Source organism: Streptomyces durmitorensis, from assembly GCF_023498005.1.
GTDB classification, from domain to species: Bacteria; Actinomycetota; Actinomycetes; order Streptomycetales; family Streptomycetaceae; genus Streptomyces; species Streptomyces durmitorensis.
Map to the genome: position 1 here is coordinate 5,251,435 of NZ_CP097289.1, position 17,151 is coordinate 5,268,585.

Below are 17,151 nucleotides of genomic sequence, written 5' to 3' on the forward strand. Positions count from 1 at the left end.
CAGTGTGCCGCATGGCGCGTGAATACGTTCCGGCCTCAGGCTGCGGGCTCAGTCGTCCGCCAGCTCCGCGACCCCCGTGACCCGGTGCAGGGGGTAGGTGCGGACCTCGTCCGCCGTGTGGTCGTACGCCGTGACGAAGCCGCCCTCCACGCGGATCGGGGCGATCACGCGCTGGCTCGCCGAGCCCTCCGCGTTGACGTAGCCGATCCACACCGCCTCGCCCGTCAGGACCGCGGCCTGCATCGTGGCGAGGGTCTCCGACGCCGTCGTGCGGGGCAGCGTGTCGCCGGTCTCCGGGGCTGCCTTGCGGGGCGCCGTCGAGGCCAGGTCGCCCGCGCGGATGGCGCGCACGGCCGCACCGATCAGCGTGGCGTCGGCCAGCGGGGGGCCGTCGTGGACCGGCTCGGGCGCGGTGCGGGGCGGCGAGCGGTGGGCGTGCGCCCGGGTGATCAGTACGTCGCCCTCGGCGCTCTCCGCCGCGGGCGCGAAGCCCATCGAGCGCAGGCCTTCGAGGAGGGCCCCGGGGTCGGCCTGCGCGGCGAGCACGGTCGGCGCGAGGCGGCGCAGGCGCAGGTTCTGGGAGCGCTTGTCGGCGAGGATCTCGTTCAGGAGGGCCTCGTCGTCGCAGCGTACGTACGCGGATGCGGCGCCGATCCGCAGGTGGCCGTGTTTACGGGCCACGTCGTCGATGAGGTACGCGAGCGGCTGCGGAACCGGCGTACGGGAGTGTGCGGCGAGGAAGGCGTGCAGGTCGGAGGCGGCCTTGCCCGCGTCGAGCGCGCGCCGCACGGAGCCGGGTGTGAACCGGTACACCGTCGCCCCGCCCTTCGACTCGACGTCGGCGAGCACGGCGAGCGTCTCGGCCAGCGGGCGCTCCAGGGGGCCGGGGGCCACGGCCGTGAGGTCGGCCTGGAGCAGGACGTGGTCGAGCGGCTCGGGGAGCAGGGGGGCGAGGAGGCGGGCGGCTCTCGCTCCGGAGACGGCGAGTTCGGCGGCGGAGGGGGGTGTGGCGTGGGTGGGCTGAGCGGTGTGGGTGGTGTGAGCGGTGTGAGCGGCGGGGGTGGTGTGGGTGGCGTGGGTGGCTGTTGTTCGTGTGGTGGGACCCTCGTCCTCGCTTTCGGAGCCGAGCAGCGCCCGGCCGTGCGCGGACAGCGCCCCGCGGCCCGTGATCCCCAGCAACTCCGCTTCGTTCAGCGTCCATTGGGCGATGCGGGCCCGCAGCTCCATGGGCGCGTTGGCGGCCGGGGCGTGGGTGGAAACGCCTCCGGCGGACGCGCCGCCCCCGGCCGAGCCGCGCGGCGGTCGCTCCCATCGCAGGCGCGCGAGGATCGACTCGGGCGTCGGGCTCGCGCCGTCCGGCAGGGTGGTGAGGAGCGTGAGCACCCGGTGCCTGATCTCCGGCGCCGACGAGCGGTCCAGGTGCGGGCCGAGCGCCGACAGCGTGCGGTCCTTGCCGTCACGGCCGCCGATCAGGCCCGCGGTGCGGGTCGCCGTCAGCCAGGCCGTGGCGAGGACCGACCAGCGCTCGGGGGCGGGCAGTTCCTGCCAGTCGTCGTACGCGGGTGTCGCCGCGTACCGCTCGTCCGCGTCGCCGTCCGGCGCCACGAGGCCCGCAGCGTAGGCCAGTTCGACCCAGAACGCCGCCACCGGCTCCGGTACGTCGAGGGCCACCGCCGTGCGCTTCAGGTCGCGCACGCTGAGGCCGCCCGCGCGCAGCACGGTGGGGCCGCCCTCGTCCCAGTCCTTCAGGAGCTCCTCGACCGTGTCGAGCGCCATGTACGCCTGGCTCGCCGCCGCGGCGTCCACAGCCTGTGGACGGTGTTCGCGCAGCGGCTCGACGGCTGGGGGTACCGGTTCGAGCACCCGGTGCGCGCGGCCCGCGCGCAGGTGGAGAGCGGCTTCGCGGGGGAGTACGACGGTGCCGGGCGAGGTGGGAAGCAGGAGCCCGCGGTCGAGGAGCCAGCGCAGGTGGCGGGCCGGGTCGGCGGTGACCTGGCCGTAGGGCGGGCCCCAGACGAGCCGTGAGAGCACCTCGACGGACTCCGCGGGGGCCTCGTCGAGCAGCGCGGACATGCGGGTGCGGTCCGCGAAGAGCTCGGTGAGGGACTTGACCGCCGAGACCGCGTCGTGGGTGGAGGGGAGCCCGGCCGCCGCCACGATGTCCTGCATGCGGTTCGGCGACATGCCCGCGGTGGCTTCGGCGACGGTGGGGCCGAGGCCGGTGGGGGAGGGGTACTGCGGGGCGGGGGCGAGGAGTTCGCGTGCGGTGCGGACCAGGCGGATGCGGTCCTCGGCGCCCCAGGTGAGGGCCTGCTCGCGGAGGGTGGCGAGGGCGCGGCCGAGCGCGGCGTCGACGGTGGCGCGGCCTCGCCCTTGCTCGACTCCTTGCTCGTCCCCGGCGACGAGGGCGTGCAGCTCTTCGTACGTGGCCGGTTCCGGGGCCACGGCGAGCGCCTCGGCGACCTGCTGGGCGAACCGGTCGAGCCGCTCCAGGGCGCGGACGACGGAGGCGCGGGTGGCCGCGCGGGTCGCGAGCTGGGTGAGGTCGTTCGGGACCGGGGTGAGGAGGTCGGGGCGGGCGTGGAGCAGCGCACCGAGGGACGCGTCGTCGCGGGACCGGAGTGCCTCGGCGAGGGACCGGGGTGTGTCCGCTGGGCGCTGGGGCTGCTCGTCGGTGCTCATCAGGGCCACGGTAGCGGGTTGGGGTGCGGTGCCGGGCGTTCCTGGCGGTGGTCCGGGCGTGGGGTGGGGTGCGGGGGGCCGACGCGGGTCTGTCTTGGGTGCGGGGCCGCGCCGGTATGTCCGTCCCCTCGCGAGCGGTCCCGACTACCGGGTAACGGGCGGGCGGGCGGAACCGCTTCGTCTGTGGGTGCGGGGCCGTGCCGGTATGTCCGTCCTCGCTATCGTCCGGTGGCCGCGGGGCTGCTTCGCTGCTGGAGCGCCGCGAACCGTGCTCCGGGCAGACATACCGGCACGTCCCCTCACGAGCGTCGCCGACTACCGGGTAACGGGTGGGTGGGCGGGAAAGCATGTTCGGCGAGGGGCGGATGCGGGGTGATCGGGCGGGTGGGTGGGAAGGCTTGGGCGGGGGCTTTGCTGGCGGGGGCGATCAAGGGGCAGGAGTGGGGCGCCCCCGCCAGGAGAAGGTAACGTCGACTCACCGGGTACAACGGGCGGCTCGTCAACGGGGCCGCCCCGGAGGGGACTTCGTGGGGATCGAGAGCGATCAGCTCGTCTTCGACTATCTGAGCCGCGTCGGCGACCTGGCCCAGCAGCACCAGCTGCCGTCAGGCACCCGCATGCGCCTGGTCTCCGCCCTGCGGAACGAGATCGACCGGAGCCGGGCGAAGACCACGGGCGACAGCCCGGCCGCGATACGCCGCATCCTGGACCGCCTCGGCACCCCCGAGGAGTTGGTCGAAGCCGCAGGCACAGGTGGGGATGCAGGGGCCCGCCCCGGTGACGTACCGAAGACGGCCACTCCCCGCCCCGCCGTCCCCACCCAACGCACCCCGGAGCCGAAGGAACGCCCCAAGCGCCTGCGCCGCATCGTGCCCCGCCCCCGCCCGGCGGCGGAGGAACCGGAGCTGCCCGAGGAGGACCCCGGGCCCTCCCCGCCGCACCTCGCGAGCACGGACGAGCTCGGCGAGAGCGGCTCCGAGCCCGACTGGTGGCGGGTGGACAGCAGCCCCTTCGGCCTCGCCGACAGCGTGCCGGGCTTCACCGGCGGCGTAGAGATCCCGGAAATCCTCAAGCCCCCGCCGAAGAAGCGCCTCGAAGAGGAGGAGCGGGAGGAAAAGGAGGATGAAGTCGATGCCGATGTAGGTGACGAGGAAGAGTGGGAGGAAGCCGGTGCGCCCGCCGCCCGGCGGCGTCGCCTCCGCATCCGCCGCCCCGCATCCGCAGTCACCGCCTCTGCCGCCCCCCGCTTCACCAACCCCCTCCTCCTGCTCGCCGCAGCCCTCCTCACCGTCGGCGCCATCCTCGGCAACTGGCTTGCCCTGGGCGGCGGCTGGCTCCTCGCCTACGCCTCGCGCAGGCTGAGCCGCGCCGAGGCGAAGTGGGCCGTCATCGGTCTTCCCGGCCTCTCCGTGGCGGCCGGGATCACCTGGCTGTGGGGCAGGAACGAAGGCCGCTGGGGCGATCCCATCCGCGACGGCCACATGAGCGACGCGATGGCCGACACCTGGCCGTGGGTCGTCCGCGGCGCGGCCGTCGCCTCCGCGCTCTACCTGTTGTGGAGATCGCAGCGGCAACGGCCCTGAGTCATCCGCGATCCGGTCCTGGCGTTGTCGCCGCGGGCTTGGTGTGGAGGATCTCGCGGGCCTGGTCCGCGGCGCGCGCCGTGCTCTCGCTGACGTAGTCGAGGAAGCGGGCGATGTTCTCGAGGCGGGCGCCGGCCGGGGTGTTGGGGCCCAGGGTGCCGACGCCTTGCCGCGCGGTCTCGACTATCTGGGCGATGGACCGGGCGCTGGCCATCATCGACTGGTACCAGACGTCGTCGTCCACGACATAGCGCTCGCGGCGGCGTTCGTCCCGTTCCCGGCGGATGAGCCCCTGGCTCTCCAGGAACGTGATCGCCTTGGAGACGGACGCCGGGCTGACCTGAAGGCGCTGGACGAGCTCGGACGCGGTGAGGCGGCCCTCGTCGGTGGTGCAGAGGCAGGCTTGCACCCGGGCCGTCATCTTGGTCATCCCCGACTGCATGAAGACGGTGGTGAGCGTCTCCACGTACTCCTGCACGGCCTCGGCGTCGCGTCCGTGGGCCTGCGGGAGCGCCTGAGCGTCTCGGGGCGCGGCCTGCTTGCGGCGGTGGTTGCGGCGTTCGGTGGCGCGGTGGGCCAGGTCGGCGCGGTAGGCGGTGGGGCCGCCGTTCCTCATCACCTCGCGCGTGATCGTCGAGGTCGGACGTTCGAGGCGTCTGGCGATCTCCGCGTAGGCGTGGCCTTCGGCAAGGCCCAGCGCGATCTGCTGACGTTCCTGCTGGGTGAGTCTGCCGCCCGGCATCGCGGTCTCCTTCGTACTCCTCGGGTGCCCCCACCATAGCGTTCACTTTCAATCCATTGCAACGTGAGTGTGGTTGGCGTTGCGTTATCTTTTGGGCTGTTGCAACGATTTATCTGCTCTGAGCTGCGTAGATGTTGTTTCTGTGCAACGAAGGAGTTGTTGGAATCGTGAATGCAACGTAGCTTTTCCAATGTCAGAAACACAGCAACGGAAACCCGAAGGAGCACACCATGCAGAACTTCGACACCCCCGCCCCGATCGCCGCCGTCCTCGACATCCCCGCCGGCCACATCCGCTTCATCGCCGCCGACCGGGCCGACACCGCGGTCGAGATCCTCCCCGCCGACAAGTCGAACAGCCGTGACGTGAAGGCTGCCGAGCAGATCGAGGTCCAGTACGGCGACGGCGTCCTGCGGATCGAGGCCGCACCGGCGAAGAACCGGATCCTCGGCAGCGGCTCCGGGTCGGTCGAGGTGACCGTCCAGCTGCCCGCCGGCTCCCGCGTCGACGCGAAGGCCGCCAGCTTCGACCTCCGGGGCGTCGGACGGCTCGGTGACGTCGTGTTCGAGGGCGCGCAGGGCACGGTCAAGCTCGACGAGACCGCGAGCGCCCACCTCACCCTCCAGGACGGCGACATCTTCGTCGGCCGCCTGGGCGGACCCGCGGAGATCAGCACCCAGAAGGGCGACCTCACCGTCGCCGAGGCCGTGCACGGCAAGGTCGCGCTGCGCACCGAGTCCGGCGCGATCTCGGTCGGCGCCGCCCGCGGCGTCTCCGCGTCCCTGGACGCCGGCACCTCCTACGGTCGGATCCACAACTCCCTCAAGAACGCCGAAGGCGCCTCCGCCGAACTCACCATCCACGCGACCACCGGCTACGGCGACATCGACGCCCGCAGCCTCTGACCGTCGACGCCCGCAGCCCGACAGCCTCTGACAGCCACTCAAGGAGCATCCACCATGACCAGCTTGGCCATCGCGGCGAACGGGCTGCGCAAGTCGTACGGAGACAAGGTCGTCCTCGACGGCGTCGACCTGACCGTCCCCGAAGGAACCGTCTTCGCGCTCCTCGGTCCGAACGGCGCGGGCAAGACCACCGCCGTGAAGATCCTCTCCACCCTCATCAGCGCCGATGCCGGGGAACTGCACGTCGGCGGCCACGACCTGGCCGCCGAACCGCAGGCCGTGCGGGCCGCGATCGGCGTCACCGGCCAGTTCTCCGCGGTCGACGGCCTGATCACCGGCGAGGAGAACATGCTCCTCATGGCGGACCTGCACCACCTCCCCAAGCAGGAAGGGCGGCGGGTGGCAGCCGAGTTGCTGGAGCGCTTCGACCTGACCGAGGCGGCGAAGAAGCCCGCCTCCACCTACTCCGGCGGCATGAAGCGCCGCCTGGACATCGCCATGACGCTGGTCGGCAACCCGCGGATCATCTTCCTCGACGAGCCGACCACCGGCCTGGACCCGCGCTCCCGACACAACATGTGGCAGATCATCCGCGAGCTCGTCGCCGACGGCGTCAGCATCCTCCTCACCACCCAGTACCTGGAGGAGGCCGACGAACTCGCCGACCGCATCGCAGTGTTGAACGACGGCAAGATCGCCGCCGAGGGCACGGCCGACGAGCTGAAGCGGCTCATCCTGGGCGGGCACGTCCGGCTCCGCTTCACCGACCCGGCCGCCTATCGGTCCGCCGCCCTCGCGCTCGACGAGGCCGCGAAGGACGACGAGGCCCTCGCGCTGCAGATCCTCAGCGGCGGCAGCCAGCGCGAACTGCGCGCCATCCTCGACCGGTTGGACTCCGCCGGCATCGAGGCGGACGAACTGACCGTGCACACCCCCGACCTGGACGACGTCTTCTTCGCCCTGACCGGCCCGGCCGACATCCCCAACCAGGCCAACCAGGCCAACCAGACCAACCAGGCCAACCAGACCAAGGAGAACGTCCGATGAGCTCCCTCGCCCTCGCCGTGCGCGACTCGTCCACGATGCTGCGCCGCAACCTCCTGCACGCCCGGCGCTACCCGTCCCTCACCCTCAACCTGCTGCTCACGCCGGTCATGTTGCTGCTGCTCTTCGTCTACATCTTCGGCGATGTGATGAGCGCGGGCATCGGCGGCACGGACCGCGCCGACTACATCGCCTACATCGTCCCCGGCATCCTCCTGATGACCATCGGCAGCACCACGATCGGCACCGCGGTCTCCGTCTCCACCGACATGACCGAGGGCATCATCGCCCGCTTCCGCACCATGGCCATCCACCGAGGATCCGTGCTCGTCGGGCACGTCGTCGGCAGCGTGATCCAGTGCGTGATGAGCCTGGTCCTCGTGGGTGCGGTCGGCGTGGCCATCGGCTTCCGCTCCACCGACGCCACGGTCCTGGAGTGGCTCGCCGCCTTCGGACTGCTCGTCTTCTTCGCCATGGCGCTCACCTGGGTCGCGGTCGGCATGGGCCTGGTCAGCCCGAACGCCGAGGCGGCAGGCAACAACGCGATGCCGATGATCCTGCTGCCGCTCCTGTCCAGCGCCTTCATCCCGGTCGACACGATGCCGGGCTGGTTCCGGCCGATCGCCGAGTACCAGCCCTTCACGCCCGCCATCGAGACCCTGCGCGGCCTGCTGCTCGGCAGCGAGATCGGCAACAACGGCTGGATCGCCATCGCCTGGTGCCTGGGACTGACCGTGCTCGGCTACTTCTGGTCGAAGGCCAAGTTCAACAACGACCCGAAGTAACCGCCGTGACAGCGCGGGGCACTTCCCCGCCACTCGTCCCACCCAGAGCGGCGTACTCCGACATCGCGTCGGCGTACGCCGCTCTTCTTTCGTACGCGGTCACTTCTTCGTCAGGTCCGCCTGCATCTCGTCCAGGATCTTGTTCGCCGCCGTGTAGCCGATGCCCTGGATCCACAGCTCGTCGTCGACGGTGTGGACATTGCCCTTCTTCACCGCGTCCATGTTCTTCCACAGGCTGCTGCCGACGGTCTGCGTCTGCTTGGACTTCTTCGGATCGCCGTACGTGGAGCGGAAGATGACATCCGCGTCGGCGAGGTCGATCTTCTCGGGCGACACGTCGTACGAGAAGCCGTCCTTGGCCTTGGCCGCGACGGCGGGGCGGCCGAGACCCACGTCCTTGAGGAGCGTGGCGATGTAGGTCTGCTCGCCGTAGATGCGGATGTCCGCGCCCTCCACGAAGCGGACGACGTTGACCTTTGTCGCCTTGGCCTTCGCCGGGCCGCCGACGGCGGTGGTGACCTTCTCGGCGTGCGCGTCGTAGTCGGCGACGACCTTCTTCGCCTCGGCCTTCTTGCCCAGCGCGTCGCCGTGCACCTGGAAGTTCTCCTTCCAGGGGTAGCCGGTGTTCTCCGTCATCACGGTCGGCGCGATCTGCTTGAGCTGGTCGTACTTCGCGGCGTGCCGGATCTTGCTGGTGAGGATGACGTCCGGCTTGAGGGCCGCGATGGCCTCCATGTTCGGGTTCAGCATCTCGCCGACGTCCTTGATGCCGCTGACCTTGTCCTTGGGCAGATAGCCCGGGAAGCCCGACGACGCCTCGACGTGCGTGGAGCCGACCGGCTTCACGCCCAGCGTGATCGCCGAGTCCAGCTCGGCCGTGTCGAGGACGACGACCCGCTGGGGCGCGACAGGGACCTTCACCTCACCCATGGCGGTCTTGACGACATGCGTCTTGCCGGAGCCGGAGCCGGAGTCACCCTCAGAGCCGGAGTCGGAGTCCGACGAGCCGCAGGCGGACAGCGCGAGTGCGCCGCTCAGGGCGAGGGCTCCGGCGGCGACGGCGTGACGGCGACGGCGGCGGCGGTGTGCGGAGCTGGGTGCGGCGGGCATGACGGTCATCGCGGTCATCGCGGTCCTGTCGGTCTTGGCGGTCATGGCTTCTGGGCCACCTTTCGATCGGCGGGCGAGGGCTGCGGGCGCGGCTCGGCGGCCCACGGAGCGCCGGGGACGACCAGGGGCGACCCCGTCACCGGATCCGGTACCACCACACACTCCAGACCGAACACCTCGCGCACGAGATCCTCGGTGACGACATCGGCGGGCGTGCCCTCGGCGACGATCCGGCCCGCCTTCATGGCGACGAGGTGATCGGCGTACCGGGCGGCCTGGTTGAGGTCGTGCAGCACCACGACCACGGTCCTGCCGCGCTCGCCCTCGTGGCTCTCCGCGGCCAACTGGCGCACCAGGTCGAGCACTTCCACCTGGTGCGAGATGTCGAGATACGTCGTCGGCTCGTCCAGGAGCAGGATGTCCGTCTCCTGCGCGATGGCCATCGCGATCCACACCCGCTGGCGCTGACCGCCGGACAGCTCGTCCACGGACCGCTCGGCGAGCGCGGCGACGTCGGTACGTTCCATCGCCTCCGTCACGGCCCGCTCGTCCTCGTCGGACCACTGCTGCCACCAGTGCTGGTGGGGCTGGCGTCCGCGCGCGACGAGGTCGGCGACGGTGATCGCCTCGGGCGCGACCGGAGTCTGCGGGAGCAGCCCGATCTGCTGGGCGATCTTCTTGGTCGGCAGCTTGGCGAGCGCGTCGCCGTCGAGCAGCACCGCGCCGCTCCTGGGCTTGAGCAGGCGGCCGAGCGCGCGCAGGGTCGTCGACTTCCCGCAGGCGTTGGGGCCGACGATGACCGTGACCTTGCCGTCGGGGACCGCGAGTTCGAGCTCGTGCACGACTTCGCGGTCCTCGTAGGCGAGGGTCAGCTCGCGGGCGCTGAGGCGGGCGGCGGTCACGAGGTGCCTCCATTGCGGACGGAACGACTGCGAACGATCAGCCAGATCAGGTACGGGGCTCCGACGGCCGCCGTGAGCACGCCGACCGGCAGCTCGGTGGGCGAGAAGAGCCGCCGGGCGAGCAGGTCGGCGAGGACCACGATCAGCGCGCCCATGAGCGCCGAGCAGAGCAGCGGGATCTGCGCGGTGCGGGTCATCCGGCGGGCGATCTGCGGGGCGAGCAGCGCCACGAAGTCGACGGGCCCCGCGGCGCCGGTCGCCACGGAGGCGAGGACGACGCCGAGCAGGACGAGACCGAGGCGTACGTGCCCGAGGCGCACCCCGAGTGCGGTCGCCGTGTCGTCGTCCATGGTGACCGAGCGCTGGGCGCGGGCGGCCCAGAAGACGAACGGGAGCAGCACGAGCAGGGTCCAGGCCAGTGGCGTGGCCTCCGTCCAGCCGCGGCCGTTGAGCGAGCCCGTCATCCAGATCTGCGCCTGCTGGGCGACGAGATAGTCGCCCTTGGTCATGAAGAGCGTGGTGATGGAGCGCAGGGCGATCGCGAAGCCGATGCCGATGAGCACGAAGCGCGTCGCGTGCAGGCCGCCGCGCCAGGCGAAGACGTACACGAGCGCGGCGGCCGCGATGCCGCCGAGCACCGAGAGGTAGGGCAGGACGGTGGCCGATGTGACCCCGAGGGTCATCGCCCCCACCGTCAGGGCGCTGGCGCCCTGGCTGATGCCGATGATGTCGGGGCTGGCCAGGGGGTTGCGGGCGACGGTCTGGATGAGCCCGCCCGCGACGCCGAAGGCGGCGCCGACGAGGAGGCCCACGACCATGCGGGGTTCGCGCAGCGTTCCCACGACCAGTTCGTCGGGGGACGGCTGCCCCGTCAGGACCTTCAGAACCTCGCCGGGTGCGACGAAGGACTCGCCGATGCAGAGGTACGCGAGGCAGCTCGCCGCGAGGAGCAGGGCGAGGATGACTGCGGCTGCCGCTGCCCTGCGGTGGAGCAGGAAGGCAGCCTTCCCGAACCGCACCACTGCGTACCCGGCGGGTCGGATGCGGGTAATCGGGTGGGTGGGTGGGAGAGTCCCGCCGCGAAGCGGCGGTTCAGGAGATACCGAGGTCACGCTGCCACCGCCTTCCGGCGCACCAAGGTCACCAAGAACGGCACCCCGATGAGCGCGGTCATCACCCCGGCGGGCACCTCACTCGGTGGGAAGATCACGCGCCCCACCGTGTCGGAGACCAGCAGCATCACCGGCCCCAGGACCGCGGCCATCGGCAGCACCCAGCGGTGCCCGCTGCCCACGATCGCGCGGGCGATGTGCGGGACCGCGAGGCCGATGAACGCGATGGGACCGGCCGCTGCCACGCCCGCGCCGGTGAGCACGGTCGCCCCGAGCCCCCCGACGATCCGCACGGTCGCGACCTTCTGCCCGAGCCCCTTGGCCACGTCCTCGCCCAGGGCAAGGGCGTCGAGCCCGCGCGCCACGGACAGCACCAGCACGAGCCCCACGAGCAGGAAGGGCCAGATCTGGCCGACGATCTCGGAGTCGCGCCCGGAGAGCGAGCCCACCTGCCAGAAGCGGAACTCGTCCAGGGCGGAGGCCTTGGTGGTGAGGATCCCGGTGGTCACGGACACAAGGAGGGCATTGATCGCGGCGCCGCCGAGCGCGAGCTTCACGGGGGTCGCACCGCCCCTGCCGCTCGCGGCGATCGCGTACACCGCGACGGAGGCGATGCCCGCGCCGACGAAGGCGTACCAGACGTATCCGGTGAGGGTGTGCACGCCCGCGAAGGCGATCGCCATGACGACACCCACCGACGCGCCCTGGCTGACGCCGAGGATGCCGGGGTCGGCGATGGGGTTGCGGGTGATGCCCTGAAGGACCGTGCCGGCCAGGGCGAGCGCGGCGCCGACCATCAGGCCGATGAGCGTGCGCGGCACCCGCATCTCGCGGACGACCTCGGCGGCGTCGGTGTGCCCGCCGTGCAGCAGGGCGTCGAAGACGGCGGACGGGGCGATCGCGCGGGCGCCGACGGAGAGGCTGAGCAGGACCGCGAGCAGCAGGGCCACGACGGCCGCCGTCATCGCGACAGCGCGTCTGGCTGGCACACGCATCGGCTGAGCTCGTTTCGGTTCGGTGGGGAGATGGGGGATGGGGGCTGAACGGGAAGCTTGGTAAGGCTTGGCTAAGCGTAAGGGCGACCTTAATGCCCGCCACCAGGGCGTCGGACCTCTGCACAATGGCCCCATGACTGCACGCGCTCTGACGGTCGGCTTCGACCTCGACATGACCCTGATCGACTCCCGGCCCGGCATCAGGGAGGCCTACCTGGCCCTGTCCGCCGAGACGGGAACGTACATAGACGCCGATCTCGCGATCACCCGGCTCGGCCCTCCGCTGGAGGAGGAGCTGCGCAACTGGTTCCCCGAGGACCGGATCCAGGAGATGGGCGACCGCTACCGCGAGATCTATCCCACGTACGCCATCGCCCCCACGCTCGCGATGCCCGGCGCCCCCGAGGCGGTCGCGGCCGTGCGCGCCCACGGCGGCCGGGCGATCGTGGTGACCGCCAAGCACGAGCCGAACGCGAAGCTCCACCTGGCGCACCTGGGCATCGAGGCGGACGCGGTGATCGGCTGGCTGTGGGCCGAGGCGAAGGCGGAGGCGCTGCGCGAGCACGACGCGGCGGTGTACGTCGGTGACCACACCGGTGATGTACGCGGCGCGCGTACGGCGGGCGCGCTCTCCGTCGCGGTGGCGACCGGGCCGTGCGACGCAGCGGAACTGCGCGCGGCGGGCGCGGACGTCGTGCTCGCCGACCTGACGCAGTTCCCCGCCTGGCTCGACGCGTACGTCGCGGGCGGCGCCGCCTGAGTGGCCGCTAGGTAGCCGCGGATTTCGCCTGGCGGCGCTGAACGGCGATACCCCGCAGCACTCCTGCCCCGGCGATGAGGAATCCGACGCCCATCAGCATGCACACCGCGTAGGCGATGGACGGGAAGGGGTCGGTGCCGAGAAACAGCGGGGCCACCGTGACCAGAGTGGCCACGGCTCCGACGAAGAAAACGATTGCTCCGGTCCGGACCAGGCCATCGCCCGGTCCTACGGAATTCGCTTGGGTTTTGTCACGCACCCCACCAGGGTAGTTCCCAGCGCGAAGGAAGAATCCGGGGACGTCTTGTCACCGGCTCCCGGACCAATAGTCTTGGTGCTGGCGGGTCGGGCGACCCGCTGTAGTGCTATCCAGAGCCGTTTTCCGCGGCATAGACGCGTACGACGACAAGTACGAGGACGAGGACTTCAGGTGCCTACCGGCAAGGTCAAGTGGTTCAACAGCGAGAAGGGCTTCGGCTTTCTCTCCCGCGATGACGGCGGCGACGTCTTCGTGCACTCCTCCGTACTGCCCGCAGGTGTCGACACACTCAAGCCCGGCCAGCGCGTCGAATTCGGCGTCGTCGCGGGCCAGCGCGGTGACCAGGCTCTCTCGGTGACGATCCTCGACCCGACGCCGTCCGTGGCGGCGGCCCAGCGGCGCAAGCCCGATGAACTGGCGTCCATCGTCCAGGACTTGACGACACTCCTGGAGAACATCACGCCGATGCTGGAGAAGGGGCGCTACCCCGACAAGGCGTCGGGCGCGAAGATCGCGGGTCTGCTGCGTGCGGTGGCGGACCAGCTGGACGTGTAGTCGCCGGTCAGCTACCGGTCGTAGGTGAGCGCATCCGGCGCGAGGGGCGGTACGAGCCCCTCCGCCGCCGCTCGCGTGAGCAGTCCGCGGATCGCCGCGTAGCCGTTCTCGCCCAGGTCGGCCGTGAACTCGTTCACGTACAGGCCGATGTGCTGATCGGCGACGGCCGGATCCATCTCCTGCGCGTGCTCCAGGACGTAGGGGCGCGAGGCCTCGGGGTCGTCCCAGGCCATGCGCACGGAGGTGCGGACGGCGTCCGCGAGCTGCCGCAGGCGCTCCGCTCCAAGCGACCGCTTGGCGATGATCGCGCCCAGCGGGATGGGCAGGCCCGTCGTGTTCTCCCAGTGCTCGCCCATGTCGGCGAGGCAGTTGAGGCCGTAGTTCTGGTACGTGAAGCGCGCCTCGTGGATGACGAGGCCCGCGTCGACCTTGCCGTCCCGCACCGCGGGCATGATCTGGTCGAAGGGCAGCACGACGATCTCGCCCACGCCGTCGGCCAGGGTGTCCGCGGCCCAGAGCCGGAACAGCAGGTACGCCGTCGACTTCTCGCTCGGCACCGCGACCGTCTTGCCCGTGAGGTCGACCCCGGCCTCCCGGGTCAGGACCAGCGGCCCGCAGCCGCGCCCGAGCGCACCGCCGCAGGGCAGCAGCGCGTACTCGTCGAGGACGTAGGGCAGCACGGCGTACGACACCTTCAGTACGTCGAATGCGCACGAGCCGCGCTCGGCCATGCCGTTCGTGATGTCGATGTCCGCGAACGTGACGTCGAGCGCGGGCGCGCCGGGCACCCGGCCGTGGGCCCAGGCGTCGAAGACGAACGTGTCGTTCGGGCAGGGGGAGTAAGCGATCTTCAGGGCGTTCGCGCCCTGCGCGGGGGATGCGGGGGCTGCCAGGGCTGCGGGCGATGCGGGCGATGCGGGCGATTCAGTCATGCCGGTTCCAACTCTCCAGTACGGGCGCGAATTTCCCGAACGCGTCCCCGAGCGCGCCGAGTGCCTCGCCGATCCGCCAGGCTCCGCGGTCCCGCGGCCCGACGGCGTTGGAGACCGCGCGTATCTCCAGGACGGGCAGTGCGTACGCGGCGGCGGCCTCGGCGACCCCGAACCCCTCCATCGCCTCGGCGAGCGCACGCGGATGGCGGCGCCGCAGCTCGGCGGCGCGCGCGGCGGAGCCGGTCACGGTGGAGACGGTCAGGACGGTGCCGGTGCGGGCGCCGCAGGCGGCGGCCAGGTCCCGTACGAGGGACGGCGGCGGCCGGTGGGTGACGGCGCCGAACCCGAGCTCGGTGACGGGCAGGAAGCCGTCGGGTGTCTCCGCGCCCAGATCGGCCGCGGTGATCTCGTCGGCGACGACGAGGGAGCCGATGGGTGCGTCGGGCTGGAAACCGCCGCCGATTCCGGCGGAGACCACCAGGTCGTACGGGGCGCGCGCGAGGGCGGCCGCCGTGTGCGCCGCGGCGGCCGCGGGCCCGACGCCGACAGCGACGGCGTCGGCGTGCGGGGGCAGCAGGTCAGCCACCGCGTCCCGTTCGGCGGGGACCGCGGTGGCTACCAGCAGGCGGAGGGGAGACTGCAAGGGAGCGGTCAGGCGTCCTTCTTGAGCTTGAACGACCACAGGCCGGTCGCCTTGGCGGTGGAGCCCTTGCCGCCCTCGAGCAGGCTGACGGTGGTGGAGTTCGTGCCGCCGCCGTACTGCTGGTTGAAGAAGACGCTGCCGGGGATGACGACGTACGTCTTCTTGCTGGCCTCGGTGAGCGGCTGACCGTTCATCAGGAGCGTCCAGCCCTTCTCGGCGACCTCGGGGTCGACGCCGAAGCGGACCTTCTCGTCGGGGTCGACCTTGATGGACTTCACGTCCGTGTCCTTGAGGCAGCCCTGCAACTGGGACGGCTTGAGCTCCTTGCCGTCGTTGTAGCAGGAGGCCTCGGAGTTCACCGAGTTGCTGCCCACCGTGATGGTGGCGAGCGGCGTCGGCTTGTCGCAGGCCGACAGGACGAGGAGTCCGGCGGAGACAGCGCCAAGGGCGGCCACGGAACGGCGACGGCGCGCCGAGCTGTGAACGAGTGCGGCTCCGCCGCGGAGCAGGGAGGTCATGGGCGAAGGCTATCGGGCACCCCGTGCCGTCTCGCCACGTGGGGGTCGCGGCGTGCCGCACCCATGGATTTGTCGGGCTCACGCCACCCGCGGGCGCCGCTTCCCGCCGTGCCGGGCCGCCGCGAGCAGGCCCCGCGCGGTCGTCAGCCAGCCGAGCGCGACGATCCCGGCGGCCACCGAGAGCCCCAGTGACCCGATCAGCGGCAGGGCCATGCCGATTCCGCCGCCCACCACCCACGCCACCTGAAGGATGGTCTCCGAGCGGGCGAAGGCGGAGGTGCGCACCTCTTCCGGCACGTCACGCTGGATCAGCGCGTCCAGGGACAGCTTCGACATGGCCTGCGCGAAGCCCGCCACCGCGCCGAGGCAGGCGACGCCCACCGCCCCGAAGAACACCGCCGCGGTGATGGCCACGCCGAGGACGACGGCGACGACGGTCACGATGATGACCTCCGGCGCCCGTGACTTCAGCCCGGCGCCGACGGCCGTGCCGAGCGCGTTCCCGACGCCCGCCGCGACACCCACTATCCCCAGGGACACCGCGGCGCTCTGGCCGCCGAGGGGCTCCTCGCGCAGCAGGAAGGCGAGGAAGAAGATGAGGAACCCGGAGAGACAGCGCAGCGAGGCGTTGGCGGTGAGGGCGTGGGTGACGGCGGGCCCGACCGTACGCAGTCCGAGGCGCCGCTTCTTGGACGTGTCCGTCGCGGCTTCGGCGCGCGCGTGCAGGTGCAGATGCTCCTCGTCGGCCGCGAGGAGCGCCTTGTGCTCGCCCTTCGCCGAGTCCACCTTGGGCGGCAGCGAGAGGGAGAGGAGCATCCCGACAATGAAGATCACAAAGGCGCCGTAGAGCGGCCAGCGCGGCCCGAGCGCCTGTAGCCCCGCGCCGACGGGAGCGGCGATGCCGGTCGCCAGGAGCCCGCCGAGCGTGACTCTGGAGTTGGCCTTGACCAGGGAGAAGCCCTTGGGCAGGAGTCTGGGCACCACGGCGCTGCGTACGACCCCGTAGGCCTTGGAGGCGACCAGGACGCCGAGGGCGGCGGGATAGAGCTCCAGGCTCCCCGTGATCACCGCCTCGGACAGCAGCAGGGCGAGCAGGGCGCGCGCCAGCATCGCGGCGGCCATCGCATAGCGGCGGCCGTGCGGGAGGCGGTCCAGGAGGGGGCCGATGACGGGGGCGAGGAGAGTGAAGGGCGCCATGGTGATGGCGAGATAGAGGGCGACGCGGCCGCGGGCCTCGTCCGTCGGTACGGAGAAGAACACGGTCGACGCGAGCGCGATGGTGATCATGACGTCGCCCGCGCCGTTCACGGCGTGCAGCTCGATGAGCTTGCCGAGCCCCGACTCGCCCGCGCCGTGCGCGTGCGTGGCCTTGCGGATGCCGCGGGCCGTGCCGGTGAAGGGGAGGTGCAGGGCGCGGCCGATCCAGCGGGCGGCCCGGTTCAGCACCGGGCCCTGTCCGCTGACTCCGTGGGACGACGACCTTGCGGCAGCCACTCCGCCATAGTGCCCCTTAAAGGGGGGCACTATGGCGCATACGCTGCGGGGCAATCGGGCGGGGGCGCGAAAACTGATGCGGGGCAATCGGGCGGGGGCGCGAAATCTGATGCGGGGTAAACGGGTGGGT

At 71.5% G+C, this 17,151-nt stretch carries 17 protein-coding genes; 6 read left to right on the forward strand and 11 right to left on the reverse strand.

The window, feature by feature from the left end:
- Nucleotides 1–48: 48 nt before the first annotated feature.
- A complete protein-coding gene (locus tag M4V62_RS23665) occupies nt 49–2,682 on the reverse strand; it encodes a helicase-associated domain-containing protein (RefSeq protein ID WP_249589229.1) in 2,634 nt (877 codons plus the stop codon).
- 527 nt (nt 2,683–3,209) lie between these two features.
- On the opposite strand from M4V62_RS23665, the gene M4V62_RS23670 reads away from it, so the two are divergent.
- Entirely contained in the window at nt 3,210–4,265 is a 1,056-nt protein-coding gene (locus M4V62_RS23670) for a hypothetical protein (RefSeq protein ID WP_249589230.1), read from the forward strand.
- A 1-nt stretch (nt 4,266) separates the two neighbouring features.
- Here M4V62_RS23670 and M4V62_RS23675 read toward each other — a convergent pair whose 3' ends face one another.
- On the reverse strand, nt 4,267–5,007 hold the full coding sequence (locus M4V62_RS23675) for a GbsR/MarR family transcriptional regulator (RefSeq protein WP_249589231.1): 741 nt from the start codon (nt 5,005–5,007) through the stop codon (nt 4,267–4,269).
- Nucleotides 5,008–5,237: 230 nt separating this feature from the next.
- On the opposite strand from M4V62_RS23675, the gene M4V62_RS23680 reads away from it, so the two are divergent.
- From M4V62_RS23680 to M4V62_RS23690, 3 genes are read left to right on the forward strand one after another with little or no spacing between them, the layout of a single operon-like run.
- A complete protein-coding gene (locus M4V62_RS23680; RefSeq protein WP_249589232.1) occupies nt 5,238–5,912 on the forward strand; it encodes a DUF4097 family beta strand repeat-containing protein in 675 nt (224 codons plus the stop codon).
- Between the two features lie 54 nt (nt 5,913–5,966).
- Nucleotides 5,967–6,959 (forward strand): ATP-binding cassette domain-containing protein, encoded by a 993-nt coding sequence (locus M4V62_RS23685; protein WP_249589233.1) that lies wholly within the window; start codon nt 5,967–5,969, stop codon nt 6,957–6,959.
- The gene (locus tag M4V62_RS23690) at nt 6,956–7,741 is read left to right on the forward strand and encodes an ABC transporter permease (protein ID WP_249589234.1); all 786 of its coding nucleotides are present in this window, start codon (nt 6,956–6,958) and stop codon (nt 7,739–7,741) included. The genes M4V62_RS23685 and M4V62_RS23690 overlap by 4 nt, the downstream gene beginning before the upstream one ends.
- A 99-nt stretch (nt 7,742–7,840) precedes the next feature.
- Here the strand turns inward: M4V62_RS23690 and M4V62_RS23695 are convergent, their stop codons facing one another.
- The 4 genes from M4V62_RS23695 to M4V62_RS23710 form a co-directional block, all read right to left on the reverse strand.
- Nucleotides 7,841–8,851: an ABC transporter substrate-binding protein gene (locus M4V62_RS23695; RefSeq protein ID WP_249592954.1), complete on the reverse strand. Its 1,011-nt coding sequence runs from the start codon at nt 8,849–8,851 to the stop codon at nt 7,841–7,843.
- Between the two features lie 41 nt (nt 8,852–8,892).
- Nucleotides 8,893–9,753: an ABC transporter ATP-binding protein gene (locus M4V62_RS23700; protein ID WP_249589235.1), complete on the reverse strand. Its 861-nt coding sequence runs from the start codon at nt 9,751–9,753 to the stop codon at nt 8,893–8,895.
- Nucleotides 9,750–10,772: a FecCD family ABC transporter permease gene (locus tag M4V62_RS23705; RefSeq protein ID WP_430626881.1), complete on the reverse strand. Its 1,023-nt coding sequence runs from the start codon at nt 10,770–10,772 to the stop codon at nt 9,750–9,752. The genes M4V62_RS23700 and M4V62_RS23705 overlap by 4 nt, the downstream gene beginning before the upstream one ends.
- Nucleotides 10,773–10,861: 89 nt before the next feature.
- Nucleotides 10,862–11,860, reverse strand: a complete 999-nt coding sequence (locus M4V62_RS23710) for a FecCD family ABC transporter permease (protein WP_249589236.1) — start codon at nt 11,858–11,860, stop codon at nt 10,862–10,864.
- Nucleotides 11,861–11,993: 133 nt separating this feature from the next.
- On the opposite strand from M4V62_RS23710, the gene M4V62_RS23715 reads away from it, so the two are divergent.
- Nucleotides 11,994–12,620 (forward strand): HAD family hydrolase, encoded by a 627-nt coding sequence (locus M4V62_RS23715; RefSeq protein ID WP_249589237.1) that lies wholly within the window; start codon nt 11,994–11,996, stop codon nt 12,618–12,620.
- A gap of 7 nt (nt 12,621–12,627) precedes the next feature.
- On the opposite strand, the gene M4V62_RS23720 is transcribed toward M4V62_RS23715, so the two are convergent.
- A complete protein-coding gene (locus tag M4V62_RS23720; RefSeq protein WP_249589238.1) occupies nt 12,628–12,879 on the reverse strand; it encodes a hypothetical protein in 252 nt (83 codons plus the stop codon).
- A 171-nt stretch (nt 12,880–13,050) separates the two neighbouring features.
- Between M4V62_RS23720 and M4V62_RS43600 the strand changes: the two genes are divergently transcribed.
- Nucleotides 13,051–13,434 carry a cold-shock protein gene (locus tag M4V62_RS43600; RefSeq protein ID WP_055701393.1) on the forward strand — a complete coding sequence of 128 codons (384 nt, stop codon included), beginning with the start codon at nt 13,051–13,053 and terminating at the stop codon, nt 13,432–13,434.
- 11 nt (nt 13,435–13,445) lie between these two features.
- On the opposite strand, the gene M4V62_RS23730 is transcribed toward M4V62_RS43600, so the two are convergent.
- The 4 genes from M4V62_RS23730 to M4V62_RS23745 form a co-directional block, all read right to left on the reverse strand.
- Nucleotides 13,446–14,366, reverse strand: a complete 921-nt coding sequence (locus M4V62_RS23730) for a 1,4-dihydroxy-6-naphtoate synthase (RefSeq protein ID WP_249589239.1) — start codon at nt 14,364–14,366, stop codon at nt 13,446–13,448.
- Nucleotides 14,359–15,009 (reverse strand): futalosine hydrolase, encoded by a 651-nt coding sequence (locus M4V62_RS23735; RefSeq protein WP_425575131.1) that lies wholly within the window; start codon nt 15,007–15,009, stop codon nt 14,359–14,361. Before M4V62_RS23735 ends, M4V62_RS23730 begins: the two co-directional genes overlap by 8 nt.
- Nucleotides 15,010–15,017: 8 nt before the next feature.
- Nucleotides 15,018–15,527, reverse strand: coding sequence for a DUF2771 domain-containing protein (locus M4V62_RS23740; protein ID WP_249589241.1), 510 nt, complete (start codon nt 15,525–15,527; stop codon nt 15,018–15,020).
- A 78-nt stretch (nt 15,528–15,605) separates the two neighbouring features.
- On the reverse strand, nt 15,606–16,973 hold the full coding sequence (locus M4V62_RS23745) for an MFS transporter (protein ID WP_249592956.1): 1,368 nt from the start codon (nt 16,971–16,973) through the stop codon (nt 15,606–15,608).
- Between the last annotated feature and the right edge of the window lie 178 nt (nt 16,974–17,151).

Bases quoted from the DNA above. Each gene is read 5' to 3' on its own strand.
- M4V62_RS23715 (WP_249589237.1), top strand. From the start codon at position 11,994: ATGACTGCACGCGCTCTGACGGTCGGCTTCGACCTCGACATGACCCTG.
- M4V62_RS23685 (WP_249589233.1), top strand. From the start codon at position 5,967: ATGACCAGCTTGGCCATCGCGGCGAACGGGCTGCGCAAGTCGTACGGA.
- M4V62_RS23710 (WP_249589236.1), bottom strand. From the start codon at position 11,860: ATGCGTGTGCCAGCCAGACGCGCTGTCGCGATGACGGCGGCCGTCGTG.
- M4V62_RS23695 (WP_249592954.1), bottom strand. From the start codon at position 8,851: ATGCCCGCCGCACCCAGCTCCGCACACCGCCGCCGCCGTCGCCGTCAC.
- M4V62_RS23675 (WP_249589231.1), bottom strand. From the start codon at position 5,007: ATGCCGGGCGGCAGACTCACCCAGCAGGAACGTCAGCAGATCGCGCTG.
- M4V62_RS23730 (WP_249589239.1), bottom strand. From the start codon at position 14,366: ATGACTGAATCGCCCGCATCGCCCGCATCGCCCGCAGCCCTGGCAGCC.
- M4V62_RS23665 (WP_249589229.1), bottom strand. From the start codon at position 2,682: ATGAGCACCGACGAGCAGCCCCAGCGCCCAGCGGACACACCCCGGTCC.
- M4V62_RS23680 (WP_249589232.1), top strand. From the start codon at position 5,238: ATGCAGAACTTCGACACCCCCGCCCCGATCGCCGCCGTCCTCGACATC.
- M4V62_RS23740 (WP_249589241.1), bottom strand. From the start codon at position 15,527: ATGACCTCCCTGCTCCGCGGCGGAGCCGCACTCGTTCACAGCTCGGCG.
- M4V62_RS23690 (WP_249589234.1), top strand. From the start codon at position 6,956: ATGAGCTCCCTCGCCCTCGCCGTGCGCGACTCGTCCACGATGCTGCGC.